The following is a 15,939-nucleotide window of genomic DNA, read 5'->3' as shown; positions in this document are numbered from 1 at the left end:
AAGCTCGCACCGCAGTGCGAAGCACGAAGGTATACCAATGAGCGACACCTGGAAGGCGTCCGCGCGGCGCGTGCTGGTGACGGGCGGTGATGGTTTTCTCGGGCGCAGCGTGCTCGCGGCATTGGCCGCGCAAGGCACGTTCGAAACCCTGGTGGCACTCGATGTGCGCGAGGTGCCCGCCGCGCGGCGGCTGCCCGGCGTGGCCTACCTGCAGCAGGACGTGCGCGACGACGGCATCGCCGACGTGCTGGCCGAACACGCGATCGACACGGTGGTGCACCTCGCATCCATCGTCACGCCCGGCAAGGACTCGAACCGCGCCTTCGAGCATTCGGTCGACGTGGGCGGCACGCGCAACGTGCTCGACGCCTGCGTGGCGCGCGGCGTGGGGCACATCGTGGTGTCGTCCAGCGGCGCGGCCTACGGCTACCACGCGGACAACCCGGCCTGGATCACCGAGTCGCAGCCGCTGCGCGGCAACCCGGTGTTCGCCTACGCCGACCACAAGCGGCAGGTGGAAGAGATGCTGGCCGACTGCCGCGTGCAGAATCCCGCGCTGGCGCAGACGGTGCTGCGCATCGGCACCATCCTCGGCGAGCGCGTCGACAACCAGATCACCGCGCTGTTCGAGAAAAAGAGGCTGATCGCCATCCGCGGCAGCGACAGCCCCTTCGTGTTCGTGTGGGACGAGGACGTGACCGGCGCCATCGCCCACGCGCTCGGCGGTGCGCCGCCCGGTTGCTACAACCTCGCGGGCGACGGCGCGCTCACGATCCATGAGATCGCGGCGCGTCTGGGCAAGCGCGCCATCGCCTGGCCGGCCGGCGTGCTGCAGGCGGCGCTGGCCGCGGGCTCGGCATTGGGCGTGAGTCGCTACGGGCCCGAGCAGCTCGACTTTCTGCGCTACCGGCCGGTGCTGCTGAACACCGCGCTGAAGACCCAGTTCGGCTACGTGCCGCGCAAGACCAGCCGCGAAGCCTTCGAGGCCTTCATTGCGGCGCGTGCGCGGCAGGGGCGGCCGGTCACTTCCGCGTAGCGTCCGCCGGCGGCGGCGGTGCGATCAGGTAGTCGAGCATGCGCCGCGCATTGAGCGGCAGGTCCTGCGACGAGCGCACGCAGGCCATGAGCGTGCGTTCGGCCCACGGGTCGGCCAGCGAGGCGCGCGCGATCTTCATCGAGCGGGCGCAGCGCTCGGCTGCGGTCTGCGGCACGATGCCCACGCCGATGCCGTACTCGACCATGCGGCACACGGCCTCGAAGTTGCGCACGCGCACGCGGTAGGCCAGGTGCCTGGCGAGCGCGCGCGCATGCCCGGTGATCAGCTGCTGCAGCGCGCTGTCGGCGGGCAGGCCGACGAACTCGCTGTCGACCACCTCGGCCAGGTGCAAGCGGCGCCGGCTGGCCAGCGCGTGGCCGCGCGGCATCACCAGCACGAGGTCGTCGCGGCGGAAGGGGTGGCATTCGAGGCCGTCGCTCTCGATGGCGTCGGAGACGATGCCGATGTCGCACAGGCCGCTGCGCAGGGCCTCCACGGTGTCAGGGCTGGCGCGCTCCTCGAGGTCGACCGAGATGCGCGGATGCTCGGCCAGGAAGCGGCTCAGCACCTCGGGCAGGTGCTCGGTGAGTGCCGAGGTGCCGCACATGAAGCGCACGTGGCCCTTCAGGCCCTGGCCGTACTCGCCGAGCTCGCCGCGCAGCCGCTCCATCTGCTGCAGCACGACGCGCGCATGGTGCAGCAGCGTGCGACCCGCTTCGGTGGGGCGCACGCCCTGCGCGTGGCGGGTGAGCAGCGGCGTGCCGAGCGCGTCTTCCATGCCGCGCACACGCTGGCTGGCCGAGGCCAGCGTCATGTGCGAGCGGCCAGCGCCGGCCGTGAGGCTGCCGGCTTCGACGACGTGGAGAAAGAGCCGCAGGTCGGTCAGGTCGAATCGCATGATGGGCCGCAAGGTAGCACGCCAGCCTCAGCCTGTGCCTGAGGCTGGCTGCGCGAAAGCCGCATTTCCAGCCGGTGAGTCGGTCGGCAGACTCTGCGGCGATGACGATCTCCAATGAAGCGATGGGCCTGTGGGCGGCGGCGGCCGCGGTCTTTCTGCTGGCCGGCCTGATCAAGGGCGTGATCGGCCTGGGGCTGCCGACCGTGACGATGGCGCTGCTCGCGCTGTGGATGTCGCCCGCACAGGCGGCGGCGCTGCTGATCGTGCCGTCGCTGGTCACCAACCTCTGGCAGACCGGACCGCGTGCCAGCTTCGGCGCGGTGTTCCGCCGCATCGGTCGCATGCAGGCCGGTGTCGTGGTGGGCACGCTCGCGGGGGCGTGGTGGCTGGGCGTACCGGCCGGGGCCTGGGCTTCGCTGGCGCTCGGCGTGGCGCTGGTGATCTATGCGCTGTGGGGGCTGACGGGGCGGCAGCTGCACGTGAGCGACGCACAGGCGCGCTGGCTGGGGCCCGTGGTGGGCGCCGCGACGGGGCTGGTGACGTCCGTGACCGGCGTGTTCGCGGTGCCAGCCGTGCCGTACCTGCAGGCGCTGGGTTTCCAGCGCGATGCGCTGATCCAGGCCATGGGCATCTCGTTCACCACCTCGACCGTGGTGCTGGCCCTGGGGCTGGCGGCCAACGGAAGCTACCCGGCGGCGGTGCTGGGCGGGTCGCTGGCGATGCTGGTGCCGGCCGTCGGCGGCATGGTGCTGGGCACCTGGCTGCGGCAGCGGTTGCCGGTGGCCGTGTTCCGGCGCTGCTTCCTGATCGGGCTGGCGCTGCTGGGGGCGTACATGGCGCTGCGCGCCGTCATGTCCGCCTGAGCGGACACGATCGATCGGTCAGCTGGCGGCCAGCAGGGCCGCGCGCACGCGCTCGATGGTCTGGCGGTAGGGCAGGGCGAAGTCCTCGATGGGGGCGTCGGCCTCAAGCCAGTAGAACGAGAACACCAGGCCTTCTTCTTCCGGGCTGCCCGTGGCCATGTGCTCGAAGGTCTCGGGCAGGGCGCGGTGGTCGCGCATCAGGAAGATGTGCCAGCGCTGCGGATGGCGGTGCGTGTTGCCTTCGACGCCGGCTTCGCATTCGCGCTCCAGCGTGCCCAGCGATTCGAGCCGGCCGGCGAACACCAGGCCCGACTCTTCGAGCAGCTCGCGCCGCACGGCCGCCTCGGGCGACTCACCAGGCTCGATGGTGCCCTTGGGCAGCTGCATGTTGCCGTCTTCGGGATGACGGAACACCAGCAGCCGGCCCTGCGCATCGACCAGGCAGGCGCAGGCCTTCGGGATCGTTGCGACGGGGGCGGCGCCGAGCGGGCTGCTGCTGCCGTTCTTCATGGCGGTGGCCGCCTCAGGCGCCCGTGAGGGCGGCCTTGACCGCAGCGCTGACCTGGCCCATGTCGGCCTTGCCGGCCAGGCGCGTCTTGACCACGCCCATCACCTTGCCCATGTCGCCGGGGCCCGAGGCGCCCAGTTCGGCCACGATGGCCTTCACCGCGGCAGCCGTTTCATCGGCGCTCATGCGCTGGGGCAGGTAGACCTCGAGCACCTTGATCTCGGCGGCTTCCTTGTCGGCCAGGTCGGCGCGGCCACCCGTGGTGAACGCGGCGATCGAGTCCTTGCGCTGCTTGACCATCTTGTCGACGATGGCCACGACCATGGCGTCGTCCAGCTCCACGCGCTCGTCGACTTCCTTCTGCTTCATGGCGGCGAGCAGCAGGCGGATGGTGGCCAGGCGCTCCGAGTCCTTGGCGCGCATCGCCGTCTTCATGTCTTCGGTGATTTGTTCTTTGAGAGTCATTCTTCGCAACCTTTCGGAAAAAACAAAAGCCGCGGCAGGTTTCCCTGGCGCGGCTGGTGCAACGGGGCGCTGGCGGGGACTTTCGTCGGGGCCAGCCACCCTGGGCGTTGCTTAGTACAGCTTCTTGGGGAGCTGCATGCTGCGCACGCGCTTGTAGTGGCGCTTGACCGCAGCTGCCTTCTTGCGCTTGCGCTCGGCCGTCGGCTTCTCGTAGAACTCGCGGGCGCGCAGGTCGGTCAGCAGGCCGAGCTTTTCGATGGTGCGCTTGAAGCGGCGCAGGGCGACGTCGAAGGGCTCGTTTTCTTTAACGCGGATGGTGGTCATTGATGAATCGTTGAAATGGATTTGGCCGGGGGAGATCGAGGCCCCAAGCCGGGGTTCCTCAACTGAAAAATTTTGTGGCCGTTGAGGGAAGGCCAAAAGTTAGCCCGCGAGTATAGCACTCCCCCAGGCTGCGCGCACTTCGTGTCGCTTCTCCAACCCCCTCGCCGGGGGCGACACCTGAGGCCCGGCAAAGCCGGTTCCTCGGTGTCCTGGAAAAAACCTCGAGAGTGCGCCTTCAGAGGGCCTGTGCGCACGCATGGGCGCTCGCCCACGCCCACTGGAAGTTGTATCCGCCCAACCAACCCGTCACGTCGACCACTTCCCCGATGAAATACAGGCCCGGCTGCTTCGATTCCATGGTTTGCGACGACAGATCGCGGGTGTCGACGCCGCCCGCCGTCACCTCGGCCTTCTTGTAGCCCTCGGTGCCGCTGGGGGTGATCTGCCAGCGGGCGATGCGCTCGGACAGCGCCGCCAGCGCCTTGTCGGTGGCCTCGTTGACCGGGCGCTGCAGGGCCGGGTCTTCGCCGACCCAGGCGTCGGCCAGGCGCGAGGGCACCAGCGCGGCCAGCTCGTTGGCGATGCGCTTCTTGGAGCGCCGCTTGGCGTCGGACAGCGACTCGGCCACGTCCATGCCGGGCGCGAAGTCCAGCGTCAGCGGGGCGCCGGGCTTCCAGTAGCTCGAAATCTGCAGCACCGCCGGGCCCGACAGGCCGCGGTGGGTGAACAGCAGGTCTTCCAGGAAGGCCATCCTGTCCTTCTTGCCGCCGGTCTCGATGCGCACCGGCAGTGCCAGCCCGGCCAGGCCGGCGTAGGGCGCCCAGGCGTCGCCGCCGAAGGTCAGCGGCACCAGCGCCGGGCGCGGCGTGACCAGGCGCAGGCCGAACTGCTCGGCGAGCCGGTAGCCGAAGTCGCTCGCACCAATCTGGGGAATCGACAGGCCACCGGTGGCCACCACGAGCTTGGGTGCGTCGATCGGGCCGCGCGTGCTACTGATTTGGTAGCGCCCGTCGACAAAGGCGATGTCGCCGAGCTTGCACGGCTGCCAGCGTTCGACGTTGCCGGCGGCGCACTCGGCCAGCAGCATGTCGACGATCTGCTGCGAGGAGCCGTCGCAGAACAGCTGCCCCTTGTGCTTCTCGTGGTACGCGATGCCGTGGCGCTGCACCATGTCGATGAACTGCTGCGGCGCGTAGCGCGACAGCGCCGAGCGGCAGAAATTCGGGTTGTCGCCGACGAAATGGCGCTGCGGCGCGCGCACGTCGAGGTCGCGGTTGGTGAAGTTGGCGCGGCCACCGCCCGAGATGCGGATCTTTTCGCCGACCTTCTCGCTGTGGTCGACCAGCAGCACGCGCAGGCCGCGCTGGCCCGCCAGTGCGGCGCACAAGAGACCGGCGGCGCCGGCACCGACGACAACGACGTCAAAGGAAGAAGAGGGAGGAGAAGAGCTCAAGCGGGTCCGTCCGCCGCCAGCACCGGCGGCGGGTTGTATTTGAGGTGGCCCACGTAGCGCAGCGGCTGCGTGGCGGCGATCGAGGGCACGTCGCCCTCGCGCATGTGGAGCAGGTCGGCGGGGCTCACCCAGCGCGGGTCGGCGTCGGTGATCGGCACGCCGGCCTGGCGGTAGGCCTCCAGCACGAATTGGGAGCAGAAGAACTGGTCGTTGCGGCTGGCGCCCAGCTGCACCGTGGCCAGGCCGCTGATGCAATACGCGCTGACGGCCGAGGGAATCAGCGGCAGCTCGCACAGCCGGCGGTTCAGCACGAAGGGTGCGTTCAGCAGCACGCCGGCGGTGTTGTAGCGGGTGCCGACCTGCGAGTGCGCCCAGTCGCGCATCTTCTCGACGTCGGCCTCGACGAGGCCCGGCACGCGGAAGGCCACGACCATCTGCTCTTCGTCGACCACCTCGGCCAGCGGCCGTGCGCGCACGCCGGTGCCCACGGCCTCGGCGATCTGGCCGTCGCCCAGGTACAGCACGGCATGGCTCACGGGCGAGAAGGTGCCCAGGCGGATGCCGAACGAATTCACCGTGGCGATCGAGGTCAGCAGGATGTCGCCGGGCGCCAGCACCTCGGCGCCGATCAGCTCGCCGCCGTTGCCGGGGGCGATCACCGAGCTTTGCACGCGCAGGCGCAGGCCGGAGGTTTCGGAGGGCATCTCGATGCGCGTGGCGCAGGCCGAGAGCAAGAGCGGCAGCGCCGCGGCGAGCGCCACGGCGCGAAGAAGGGAGGCCATGGTCATCCCTTCCACACGAACGGGAACTTCAGCTGCTTGAAGAAGCCGTTGGGCACGTAGTCGCCCAGCACGCCGTATTTTTCGGGCCAGAGCTTGGTGCTCTTCACGGCCGTGCCGAAGAGGTAGTCGAGGAAGGCGTAGTGCGCCGCGTAGTTCTTGTCGAGCGCCTCGATGTCCTGGCTGTGGTGCCAGTGGTGGAAGTTGGGCGTCACGATGAGGTAGCGCAGCGGCCCCAGGCGCACGCTCACGTTGCAGTGGTTGAACACCGCCTGGAAGCCGACCACCACGATGTAGGCGTCGATCACGTCCTTGCTGAAGCCCAGCACGTAGATCGGCGCGAGCACCAGCGTGCGCGTGATCAGCAGCTCCAGGATGTGCTGGCGCGAGCCCGCCATCCAGTCCATGCTCTTCACGCTGTGGTGCACGGCGTGCAGGCGCCACAGCACCGGCACCTCGTGGTAGGCGCGGTGCGTCCAGTACTGCACGAGGTCGGCCACCAGGATGATCAACAGGATGCCGGCCCAGAACGGCAGGTTGCTCACCCAGCCGCGGATGCCGTCGTTGGCGGCCCAGCCGAAGAGCTTGTGCACCATGAGGTTGGTGGCCAGCAGCACGAAGCCCACGATCATGTGGTTCACCACGAAGTGATGAAAGTCGGTCTGCCACTCTTCGCGAAACACCGGCTGGTCCTTGCGCAGCGCAAAGAGCTTCTCGATGAAGATGAAGATCAGCGACGAGCCCAAGAGGTCGAGGATGAACCAATCGAGCCCGATGTACGGCGTGTGGTCCGCGAAGTCGTGCACCGGCACCTTGTGCCCGCCCAGCAGCGCCGACACCGCCACCAGCAGGAACGCGGCCGACGAGAGCCAGCGCGAGCGGTTGAAGATGATGTTGACCAGCGAGAGCCCGCCCGCAATGACCAGCGCCGTCAGCAGGATGACGCGCATCACGTCGACGTTGTAGCTCTTGCGCAGCTCGGGCGTCGTCAGGTACTGCGGGAAGTGGAAGGCCAGCACGCCCAGGAAGCACAGGGCAGCGAGGCTGAAGGCGATGGTGCCCGTGACCAGCCCGCGCCCGCGGCGCAGCTCGCCGTGGCTTTCGGTGAATTCGTTGAGTTTGTCGAGCATCCCTGCCTCTTCCTTCTTGTTCGTTGGGCCGGGCGGGATTTTAGGCGGCGCCCGGACGGCGGCGCTACACTGCGGCTCCTCATGGCCCGCCGCTCCCTCCGTCGCTGCACGACCGCGATTTTCGTGGTCCTGTCGCTGCTGTTCTCGCAGCTGGCGCTGGCAGGCTATGTCTGCCCCGGCGCCCCGGACAGCCCGGGTTCGATGGCCGACATGATGGCGTCGGGCGAGCCCTGCGAAGGCATGGACATGGCCCAGCCGGTGCTGTGCTTCCAGCATGCCGCAGACCTGTCGCTGTCCTTCGAGCCGGTGAAGCTGACCACGCCTTCGCTGCCGGCCATCGTGCAGCTCGTGGTGATGCCCCTGGTGCTGGTGTCGGAAGGCCATGTCCTTCCGCCGCAGGCCGTGCCGGAGCGGCAGCATCCACCGCCCGATCCCGTTTTTCTCGCCACGCGCAGACTGCGCGTCTGACATCTCCGTCGACTGACCGGTGCTGGTGCGGCGCGTCCGCCTGCCAGCGATTCGCTCGTTCGTTTGCGGAGTTTTCATGTCCCTTCCTTTTTCGCGCGCGACCGTCTGGGCCGTCGCGTTGCTGCCGTCCCTAGCGGCGGCGGCCCCCTTATCTCTTGATGCAGCGCTGGAGCTTGCGGCCCGGCGCTCCGAAGCCACCCGCGCCGCCCGTGCCGGCGTCGCCAGCGCCACGGCGGCGGCCTCCGCGGCCCCGCAGCTTCCCGATCCCACGCTGCGCATCGGCGTCGACAACCTGCCTGCGACGGGCGCGGATCGTTTCCACACCACGCGCGATGCGATGACGATGAAGCGCATCGGCATCAGCCAGGAATGGCTGTCCGCCGACAAGCGCGCCGCGCGGCAGGCCGCCGCCGAGGCGTCGGTCGGGCTGGAGGCGGTGCGGGTGCAGGCCGCCGTGGCCGACACCCGCCGGCAGGCCGCGCTCGCGTACGTGGACGCCTTCTACGCCGGCGAGAGCATCAAGCTCGCGCGGCGCATGGAACACCACGCGCACGAAGAACTGGAAGCCTCGCGCGCACGCCTGTCGTCGGCCGCAGGGAGCAGCCAGGACGTGCTGGCCCTGGCCGGCGCCAGAGGCATCGCGGAAGACGAGACGGCGGATCTCCTGCAGCAGCAGGAAGCCGCCAGCGTCGCCTTCCAGCGCTGGGTCGGCGTGCCGCCCGACGAACTGCGCTCTCCGGGCGCCATCGCCGTGCCCTCCGAAGCGGCCTATGTGGCCGCGCACCCCACGGTCGCGGCCCTGCAGCGCGATGTCGACGTGGCCAGGCAGGCGGCGGCCGTCACCGCGTCCGACCGCAAGCCGAACTGGACCTGGGAGCTCGCCTACGGCCAGCGCACCGGCTACGCCGACATGGTGTCGGTGGGCCTGAGCATTCCGCTGCCCGTCGCACCCGGCGAACGGCAGGACCGGGACACCGCCGCCAAGCTCGCCTTGGTCGAGAAAGCCGAGGCCGACCTGGCCGAAGCCACCCGGGCCGCGACCGCCGAATACCAGGCGCTGCGCAGCGATGCGCAACGCCTGCAGCAACGCATCGACCGCTACCGCACGGGCGTGGTCGTTCCGGCCAGCCAGAGAACGGCGGCCGCAACGGCGGCCTACCGCTCGAACCAGGGCAGCCTCGTCACGCTGTTCGAGGCGCGGCATGCCGAAGTCGAAGCGCAGCGCAAGCTGCTGACGCTGCAGCGCGACCTGGCCAGAACCCACGTCCAACTGGCCTTCCGGCCGCTCACCACCGAGGGGGCCCCATGAACCGCACACGCACGATCGGTGCTTCGCTGCTGGCCGCCCTGTTGCTCGCAGCAGGCGGCTTCTACCTGGGGCGCACGACCGCCCCGTCCACGGAGGCACCGACGACCGCGCCGTCCACCCCGGACGGTCGCAAGGTTCTCTACTGGCATGACCCCATGGTGCCCGGCCCGCGCTTCGACAAGCCCGGCAAGTCGCCGTTCATGGACATGCAGCTGGTGCCCATGTATGCCGACAGCACCACCGGCACGGGCAGTGCAGGCGGCGTGCAGGTGAGCCCCACGGTCCAGCAGAACCTCGGCATCCGGTATGCCGGCGTGCGGCGCGCGGAAGTCTCCGAGTCCTTCGATGCGGTCGGCGCCGTGCAGTTCGACGAGCGCCTCAATGTCGTCGTGCAGACGCGCGTGGCGGGCTACGTCGAGCGCCTGTCGGTCCGTGCGCCGATGGAGCGCGTGCGCAAGGGGCAGGCGTTGGCGACGGTCTTCGCGCCTGAATGGCTCGGGCCGCAGAACGAATGGCTGGCCCTCAAGCGCTCGGGCGTTTCCGCCGACCTCGTCGCGGCCGCGCGTGATCGCATGCGGGCCCTGTCCATCCCCGCCGAGCTCATCCGCCGCAGCGAGGAAACCGGCACGGCGCAGGCGCGCTACGTGCTCACCGCGCCGTCCGACGGCGTGGTGGCCGAGCTGGGCGTGCGCGAAGGCGTCGCGGTCACGCCCGGCATGACGCTCTTTCGCATCGCGGGCCTGGAGAAGGTCTGGGCGGCGGCCGAGATCCCGGAAGCGCAGGCCGTGCGGCTCGCGCGCGGCCAGAAGGTCAGGGCAACCCTCCAGGCCGATGCGGCCCAGTCGTTCGACGGCACGCTCGACGAGATCCTGCCCGAGGTCAACGCGGCCACCCGCACCCTGAAGGCCCGCTTCGAGGTCAACAACAGCAACGGGAAGCTCACGCCCGGCATGCTGCTGCGCCTGCAGGTGACGGGGCCCACCAGCACCCGGCTCGTCGTGCCGTCCGAAGCCGTCATCCGCACCGGCAAGCGCGCGGTCGTCATCGTGCGCAAGGCCGACGGCGCGTTCGAGCCGCGCGACGTGTCGACTGGCGCGGACCTGGGCGACGACACCGAGATCGTCTCGGGCCTGAATGAAGGCGAGCAGGTGGTGGCCAGCGGCCAGTTCCTCATCGACTCGGAAGCCCGACTGCGGTCGGTGCTGGGCAGCATGGCATCGCCTGCGGCCACGGCCGCAGCGCCGGCTGCCGTGCTGCACCAGGCCGAAGGCAAGGTGGAAAGCGTGGCGCCCGACGGCCTCACGATCTCGCACGGGCCTGTCGCCACGCTCAAGTGGCCGTCGATGACGATGGGCTTTGCGAAGGCATCGCCCGACGCGTTCCCGGACATCGAGCCCGGCGACCTGGTCCGCTTCGAGTTCAAGGAGGGCGGCCCCACCGGCTACGAGCTGGTCTCCGTCCAGCGCATGCCACAGGGCGCCAAGCGATGATCGCCGCCGTCATCCGCTGGTCGATCGGCAACCGCTTCCTGGTGCTGATCGCGACCTTGTTCCTGGTGGCCGCCGGGTGGTGGTCGGTGGTGCGCACGCCGCTCGATGCGCTGCCCGACCTGTCGGACACGCAGGTCATCATCCGCACGCCTTTCCCCGGCAAGGCGCCCCAGGTGGTCGAAGACCTCGTCACTTACCCGCTGACCACCACCATGCTCAGCGTGCCCGGTGCCAAGACTGTGCGCGGCTACTCGTTCTTCGGCGACTCGTTCGTCTACGTGCTGTTCGACGACAAGACCGATCCCTACTGGGCGCGCTCGCGCGTCGTCGAGTACCTGAACCAGGTGCAGGGCCGGTTGCCCGCCGGCGCGAACGCCTCGCTGGGCCCCGATGCCACGGGCGTGGGCTGGGTCTACGAGTACGCGCTGGTCGACCGCACGGGCACGCGCGACATCGGGCAGCTGCGCGCGCTGAACGACTGGTTCCTCAAGTTCGAACTGAAGACCGTGCCCGACGTGGCCGAGGTCGCCAGCATCGGCGGCATGGTGCGCCAGTACCAGGTGGTGCTCGACCCCGACCGCATGCGCGCGCTGGGCATCACGCAGCAGGCGGTCGTGACGGCGCTGCAGAAGGCCAACCAGGCCTCGGGCGGCTCGGTCGTCGAACTCGCCGAGGCCGAGTACATGGTGCGTTCGCGTGGCTACCTGCGTTCGCTGGACGACTTCCGCACCATCCCGCTGGCCGTGACGGGCGCCACGCCGGTGCTGCTGCGCGACGTGGCCACCGTGCAGATCGGCCCCGAGATGCGCCGCGGCATCGCCGAACTCGACGGTGAAGGCGAGGTGGCGGGCGGCGTGATCGTCATGCGCTCGGGCAAGAACGCGCGCTCGACCATCGAGGCCGTCAAGGCCAAGCTGGAAACGCTCAAGCCCGGCCTGCCCCCGGGCGTCGAGATCGTGCCGACCTACGACCGCTCGCTGCTGATCGATCGCGCCGTCGACAACCTGCGCGGCAAGCTGATCGAGGAGTTCATCGTGGTGGCGCTGGTCTGCGTGGTCTTCCTGTTCCACCTGCGCTCGGCGCTCGTGGCGGTGGTGGCCTTGCCGATCGGCGTGCTCGCGGCCTTCATCGTGATGCACTGGCAGGGCGTCAACGCCAACATCATGTCGCTGGGCGGCATCGCGATCGCCATCGGCGCGATGGTGGACGGTGCCATCGTGATGGTCGAGAACGTACACAAGCACATCGAGGCCTTCGAGACAGCGCAGGGCCGGCAGCCGACGGTGGTCGAGCGATGGCGGCTGGTGGCCGACGCGTCGGTGGAGGTCGGGCCGGCGCTGTTCTTCTCGCTGCTGGTGATCACGCTGTCCTTCGTGCCCGTGTTCTCGCTCGAGGCGCAGGAGGGGCGGCTGTTCTCGCCGCTGGCCTTCACCAAGACCTATGCGATGGCGGCAGCGGCAGGCCTGTCGGTGACGTTGATCCCGGTGCTCATGGGCTACCTGGTGCGCGGGCGCATTCCGCACGAAGGCGCCAATCCCGTGAACCGCTTCCTGATGGCCGTGTACCGGCCCGCGCTGGAACTGGTGCTGCGTTTTCCCAAGGGGACGCTGGCCGTCGCCGCGGTGCTGCTGGCGCTCACCGTGGTGCCGCTGATGCGCCTGGGCGGCGAGTTCATGCCGCCGCTGGACGAGGGCGACCTGCTCTACATGCCGTCGGCGCTGCCGGGGCTGTCGGTGTCGAAGGCCGCCGAGCTGCTGCAGCAGACCGACCGCCTCATCAAGACCGTGCCCGAGGTTGCGCGCGTGTTCGGCAAGGCCGGCCGCGCGGACACCGCGACCGACCCCGCGCCGCTCGAGATGTTCGAGACCACCATTCAGTTCAAGCCGAAGGATCAATGGCGCGTCGGCATGACACCCGACAGGCTGGTCGAGGAGCTGGACCGCGCCGTCAAGGTGCCGGGCCTGACCAACGTGTGGGTGCCGCCCATCCGCAACCGCATCGACATGCTGGCCACGGGCATCAAGAGCCCGGTCGGCATCAAGGTAGCGGGGGCGGACCTGGCCACCATCGACAAGCTGACCACGCAGATCGAGGCGGCGGTGAAGGGCGTGCCCGGCGTGTCGTCGGCGCTGGCGGAGCGGCTCACCGGCGGGCGCTACATCGACGTCGATGTCGACCGCCTCGCCGCCGCGCGCTACGGCCTCTCGGTGGCCGATGTGCAGGCCGTGGTGTCCACGGCCATCGGCGGCGAGAACGTGGGCGAAGTGATCCAGGGCCGCGAGCGCTATCCGATCAACGTGCGCTACCCGCGCGAGATCCGCGATTCGCTGGAGCGGCTGCGGCAGCTGCCCTTCGTGACGGACAAGGGCGCGCAACTGCTGCTCGGCGATGTCGCGCGCATCGCCATCGAAGACGGCCCGCCGATGCTGCGCAGCGAGAACGCGCGGCTGTCGGGTTGGGTCTACGTCGACGTGCGCGGGCGCGACCTGCGCTCCGCCGTCCACGACATGCAGGCGGCGGTCGACCAGGCCGTGAAGATGCCCGCGGGCTATGCGGTGTCATGGTCCGGCCAGTTCGAGTACCTGGCGCGCGCGACCGAGCGGCTGAAGCTGGTCGTTCCGGCCACGCTGGCGGTGATCTTCGTGCTGCTGTACCTGCTGTTCCGCTCGTTCGCCGATGCGGCCCTCGTGATGGCGGCCGTGCCGTTCTCGCTCGTCGGCGGCTTCTGGCTCATCTGGGCGCTGGGCCATTCGATTTCGGTGGCGACGGCGGTCGGCTTCATCGCGCTGGCTGGCGTGGCGGCCGAGTTCGGCGTGGTGATGCTGGTCTATCTGAAGAACGCGCTGGCACGGCGCCTCGATGCCGGCGAGCCGATGAACGACGAGACGCTCCTGGCCGCGATCCGCGAAGGCGCCGTGCTGCGCGTGCGGCCCAAGGCCATGACCGTGGCCGTCGTGATGGCCGGCCTGCTGCCCATCCTGTGGGGCAGCGGCACCGGCTCGGAGGTGATGACCCGCATTGCCGCGCCCATGGTGGGCGGCATGGTCACCGCGCCGCTGTTGAGCATGCTGGTCGTGCCCGCAGCCTGGTATCTGTTGCGCCGTCGCGCCCCTTTGTCATCTGCTGTTTCCAACCCCTCATCTCGTCAAGGAGCCACTTCATGAACTTTCTCCATCCCCTTGCCTTCGCACTGGTCGCCAGCCTGGCCGGTGCCGCCCAGGCCCAGGCGCCGAAGAGCGAGCCTCCGCCCGCGAAGGCGTCCGCGCCGGGCATGCTGACCGATGCCGTGGTCCAGAAGATCGATCCGGCCCGCGGCCTGATCGTGTTGAAGCACGGCGACATTCCCAACCTGGCGATGCCGCCGATGACGATGGGTTTCGATGTGGCCGAGAAGCAGATGCTCGAACAGGTCAAGCCCGGCGACAAGGTCCGGTTTCATGTCGAGGTGGTGAAGGGCAAGCCGACCGTCACGCACCTCGAAGCTGCGCGCTAGGTCCCGAACCGGCCGGCGTCGCCCGGTTGCAGCGCCGCCGCGGCCAGCCCCTGCAGCACGTCGCCCACCACGATCACCGCCGGGCTGGCCAGCCCGGCGTCGGCGATGCGGGCCTGCAGGCCCTGCAGCGTGGTCACGAGGTGGCGCTGGTGCGGCAGGCTCGCGTGCTGCACCACGGCCACGGGCGTGTCGCCCGGCAGGCCGTGCAGCAGTTCGCGCTCGATGTGCCCGGCGCCCGAGACGCCCATGTAGATCACGAGCGTGAGGCGGGCGTTGTGCGCCGTGGCGGCCAGCGCGCGCCAGTCGGTCGGGTCTTCGGCCGCGCCGGCGCCGGTCTTGGCGTGGCCGGTGACGAAGACCACGCCGTGCGCGTGGTCGCGGTGGGTGAGCGGCACGCCCAGCGAGGTCACGGCGGCCAGGCCGGCGGTGATGCCGTTGACCACCGCGCATTCGATGCCGGCCTCGCGCAGGTGCTCCACCTCTTCGCCGCCGCGCCCGAAGATGAACGGGTCGCCGCCCTTCAGGCGCACCACGGTCTCGCCTTCGCGCACGGCCGTGATCATGAGCCGCTCGATGAAAGCCTGCGGCGTGCTCTTGCAGCCGCCGCGCTTGCCCACGTGCACGATGCGCGCGCCGGGCCGGGCGTAGGCCTGGAGCACGGCGTCGTTCACGAGGTCGTCGACCAGCAGCACCGTGGCGGCCTGGATCGCCTTGACGGCCTTGACGGTCAGCAGCTCGGGGTCGCCGGGGCCGGCGCCCACCAGCGTGCAGCGGCCGGTGATGAGGGGAAGTGCGTGGTTCATGCGTGGGAGGCCAGTTCGGTGATGTGCCTGACTTGCGTCGCGATGGCTTCGGGCACGGGAAGCTCGCCGGCCAGCACGCGCCGCGTGTAGGCGGCCGTGGTGGCGACGTCGATTTCTTTCGGCAGGCCGGGCACGTCGGCGGCGGTGCCGGCGGCCTGGGCCTGGAGTTCGCTGCGCACGCCGCGCACGAAGCCGTCGATCTGCGCGGTGCGGCGCGGGTCGGAGACCACCTCGCCTTCGAGGCCGCGCGAGAGCAGGGCGGTCATGCCCGTGAGCTCGAAGGTCTCGCCCATCGTGCGGGCGTATTCGGGGTGCGTGTAGCTGGCCACCACCACGCAGGGGCCGGTGGTCGGGCGCATCAGCTTGACCACGCTGTGGCCGGGGTTGCGCAGGCCCACCACGCGGCGCACGTCGAGCAGGCGCTTGAGCGCGGGGTTCAGCAGCTCGGTCGGGGCAAAGCCCACCTGGCCGGCGGCGATCGGGGTGAGCGTGGTCATCGGGGGCATGTCCAGGGCCGAAAGCACGTTCGATGCCAGTACGCGCGAGGTTTCGCTCGCGCTGCCGTGCACCAGCACCGGCAGGCCCTCGCGCGCCAGCAGCAGCGCCAGGAGCGGCGTGAGCACCGGCAGCTTGCGCGCGCCGTTGTAGCTGGGCAGCACGATCAGCGGACCGCCGCGGGTCGTCACGGGGTTCAGGCGCGCATGCGTGGCGTCGAGAAAGCCGGCCATTTCCTCGGGCGTCTCGCCCTTGATGCGCATCGCGAGGCAGAAGCCGCCGATCTCCAGGTCGGTGACCGTGCCGTCCAGCACCTGGCCGAACAGGTCGCAGGCCTGCTCGCGCGTGAGCGGACGGGCGCCCCGCGCGCCGCGGCCGATTTCCTTGATGTAGTGGCTGATTCCCATGGGTAGGCGGATTGTCCC

General features: G+C 69.8%; 16 protein-coding genes. 7 read left to right on the top strand and 9 right to left on the bottom strand.

Translation table 11 applies throughout. From position 1 onward, the window contains the following. Positions 1–37 precede the first annotated feature (37 nt). Complete coding sequence (locus AC57B8_RS04850) at positions 38–1,036, top strand: SDR family oxidoreductase (protein WP_496478835.1); 999 nt, start codon at positions 38–40, stop codon at positions 1,034–1,036. Here the strand turns inward: AC57B8_RS04850 and AC57B8_RS04845 are convergent. Then, positions 1,023–1,934 carry a LysR family transcriptional regulator gene (locus tag AC57B8_RS04845; protein ID WP_496478834.1) on the bottom strand — a complete coding sequence of 304 codons (912 nt, stop codon included), beginning with the start codon at positions 1,932–1,934 and terminating at the stop codon, positions 1,023–1,025. The genes AC57B8_RS04850 and AC57B8_RS04845 overlap by 14 nt on opposite strands. A gap of 101 nt (positions 1,935–2,035) precedes the next feature. On the opposite strand from AC57B8_RS04845, the gene AC57B8_RS04840 reads away from it, so the two are divergent. Beyond that, the gene (locus tag AC57B8_RS04840) at positions 2,036–2,797 is read left to right on the top strand and encodes a sulfite exporter TauE/SafE family protein (protein WP_496478833.1); all 762 of its coding nucleotides are present in this window, start codon (positions 2,036–2,038) and stop codon (positions 2,795–2,797) included. A gap of 18 nt (positions 2,798–2,815) precedes the next feature. Here AC57B8_RS04840 and AC57B8_RS04835 read toward each other — a convergent pair whose 3' ends face one another. The 6 genes from AC57B8_RS04835 to AC57B8_RS04810 all read right to left on the bottom strand — a co-directional run bounded on the left by AC57B8_RS04835 (position 2,816) and on the right by AC57B8_RS04810 (position 7,456). Next, positions 2,816–3,307, bottom strand: a complete 492-nt coding sequence (locus AC57B8_RS04835) for an NUDIX domain-containing protein (protein WP_095949101.1) — start codon at positions 3,305–3,307, stop codon at positions 2,816–2,818. A gap of 13 nt (positions 3,308–3,320) precedes the next feature. Continuing rightward, positions 3,321–3,770: a GatB/YqeY domain-containing protein gene (locus AC57B8_RS04830; protein ID WP_062476513.1), complete on the bottom strand. Its 450-nt coding sequence runs from the start codon at positions 3,768–3,770 to the stop codon at positions 3,321–3,323. Positions 3,771–3,881: 111 nt separating this feature from the next. Next, a complete protein-coding gene (gene rpsU, locus AC57B8_RS04825) occupies positions 3,882–4,094 on the bottom strand; it encodes a 30S ribosomal protein S21 (protein ID WP_007833691.1) in 213 nt (70 codons plus the stop codon). Between the two features lie 235 nt (positions 4,095–4,329). Beyond that, positions 4,330–5,547: a BaiN/RdsA family NAD(P)/FAD-dependent oxidoreductase gene (locus AC57B8_RS04820; protein WP_496478832.1), complete on the bottom strand. Its 1,218-nt coding sequence runs from the start codon at positions 5,545–5,547 to the stop codon at positions 4,330–4,332. Continuing rightward, positions 5,544–6,329, bottom strand: coding sequence for a YaeF family permuted papain-like enzyme (locus AC57B8_RS04815; protein ID WP_139140387.1), 786 nt, complete (start codon positions 6,327–6,329; stop codon positions 5,544–5,546). Before AC57B8_RS04815 ends, AC57B8_RS04820 begins: the two co-directional genes overlap by 4 nt. Positions 6,330–6,331: 2 nt before the next feature. Then, positions 6,332–7,456: a sterol desaturase family protein gene (locus tag AC57B8_RS04810; protein ID WP_070063138.1), complete on the bottom strand. Its 1,125-nt coding sequence runs from the start codon at positions 7,454–7,456 to the stop codon at positions 6,332–6,334. Between the two features lie 81 nt (positions 7,457–7,537). Between AC57B8_RS04810 and AC57B8_RS04805 the strand changes: the two genes are divergently transcribed. The 5 genes from AC57B8_RS04805 (at position 7,538) to AC57B8_RS04785 (ending at position 14,216) form a co-directional block, all read left to right on the top strand. Then, complete coding sequence (locus tag AC57B8_RS04805) at positions 7,538–7,924, top strand: hypothetical protein (RefSeq protein WP_496478831.1); 387 nt, start codon at positions 7,538–7,540, stop codon at positions 7,922–7,924. 76 nt (positions 7,925–8,000) lie between these two features. Further along, complete coding sequence (locus AC57B8_RS04800; RefSeq protein ID WP_496478830.1) at positions 8,001–9,233, top strand: TolC family protein; 1,233 nt, start codon at positions 8,001–8,003, stop codon at positions 9,231–9,233. Next, positions 9,230–10,723: an efflux RND transporter periplasmic adaptor subunit gene (locus AC57B8_RS04795; protein WP_496478829.1), complete on the top strand. Its 1,494-nt coding sequence runs from the start codon at positions 9,230–9,232 to the stop codon at positions 10,721–10,723. The genes AC57B8_RS04800 and AC57B8_RS04795 overlap by 4 nt, the downstream gene beginning before the upstream one ends. Continuing rightward, positions 10,720–13,887, top strand: coding sequence for an efflux RND transporter permease subunit (locus AC57B8_RS04790; RefSeq protein WP_496478828.1), 3,168 nt, complete (start codon positions 10,720–10,722; stop codon positions 13,885–13,887). The genes AC57B8_RS04795 and AC57B8_RS04790 overlap by 4 nt, the downstream gene beginning before the upstream one ends. Beyond that, on the top strand, positions 13,884–14,216 hold the full coding sequence (locus AC57B8_RS04785; protein ID WP_369629499.1) for a copper-binding protein: 333 nt from the start codon (positions 13,884–13,886) through the stop codon (positions 14,214–14,216). Before AC57B8_RS04790 ends, AC57B8_RS04785 begins: the two co-directional genes overlap by 4 nt. Here the strand turns inward: AC57B8_RS04785 and cobA are convergent. Together cobA and ybiB are read right to left on the bottom strand one after the other, a co-directional pair. Then, the gene (gene cobA / locus AC57B8_RS04780) at positions 14,213–15,019 is read right to left on the bottom strand and encodes a uroporphyrinogen-III C-methyltransferase (RefSeq protein ID WP_496478827.1); all 807 of its coding nucleotides are present in this window, start codon (positions 15,017–15,019) and stop codon (positions 14,213–14,215) included. The two genes, AC57B8_RS04785 and cobA, sit on opposite strands and share 4 nt — an antisense overlap. Beyond that, entirely contained in the window at positions 15,016–15,921 is a 906-nt protein-coding gene (ybiB, locus tag AC57B8_RS04775; protein ID WP_489058772.1) for a DNA-binding protein YbiB, read from the bottom strand. The genes cobA and ybiB overlap by 4 nt, the downstream gene beginning before the upstream one ends. Positions 15,922–15,939: the final 18 nt, after the last annotated feature.

Source organism: Variovorax sp. BGA-UO-ETr-C22 (assembly GCF_059567965.1).
Note: the sequence above shows the minus strand (reverse complement) of the source record. Positions and strands in the feature narration are given on the sequence as shown.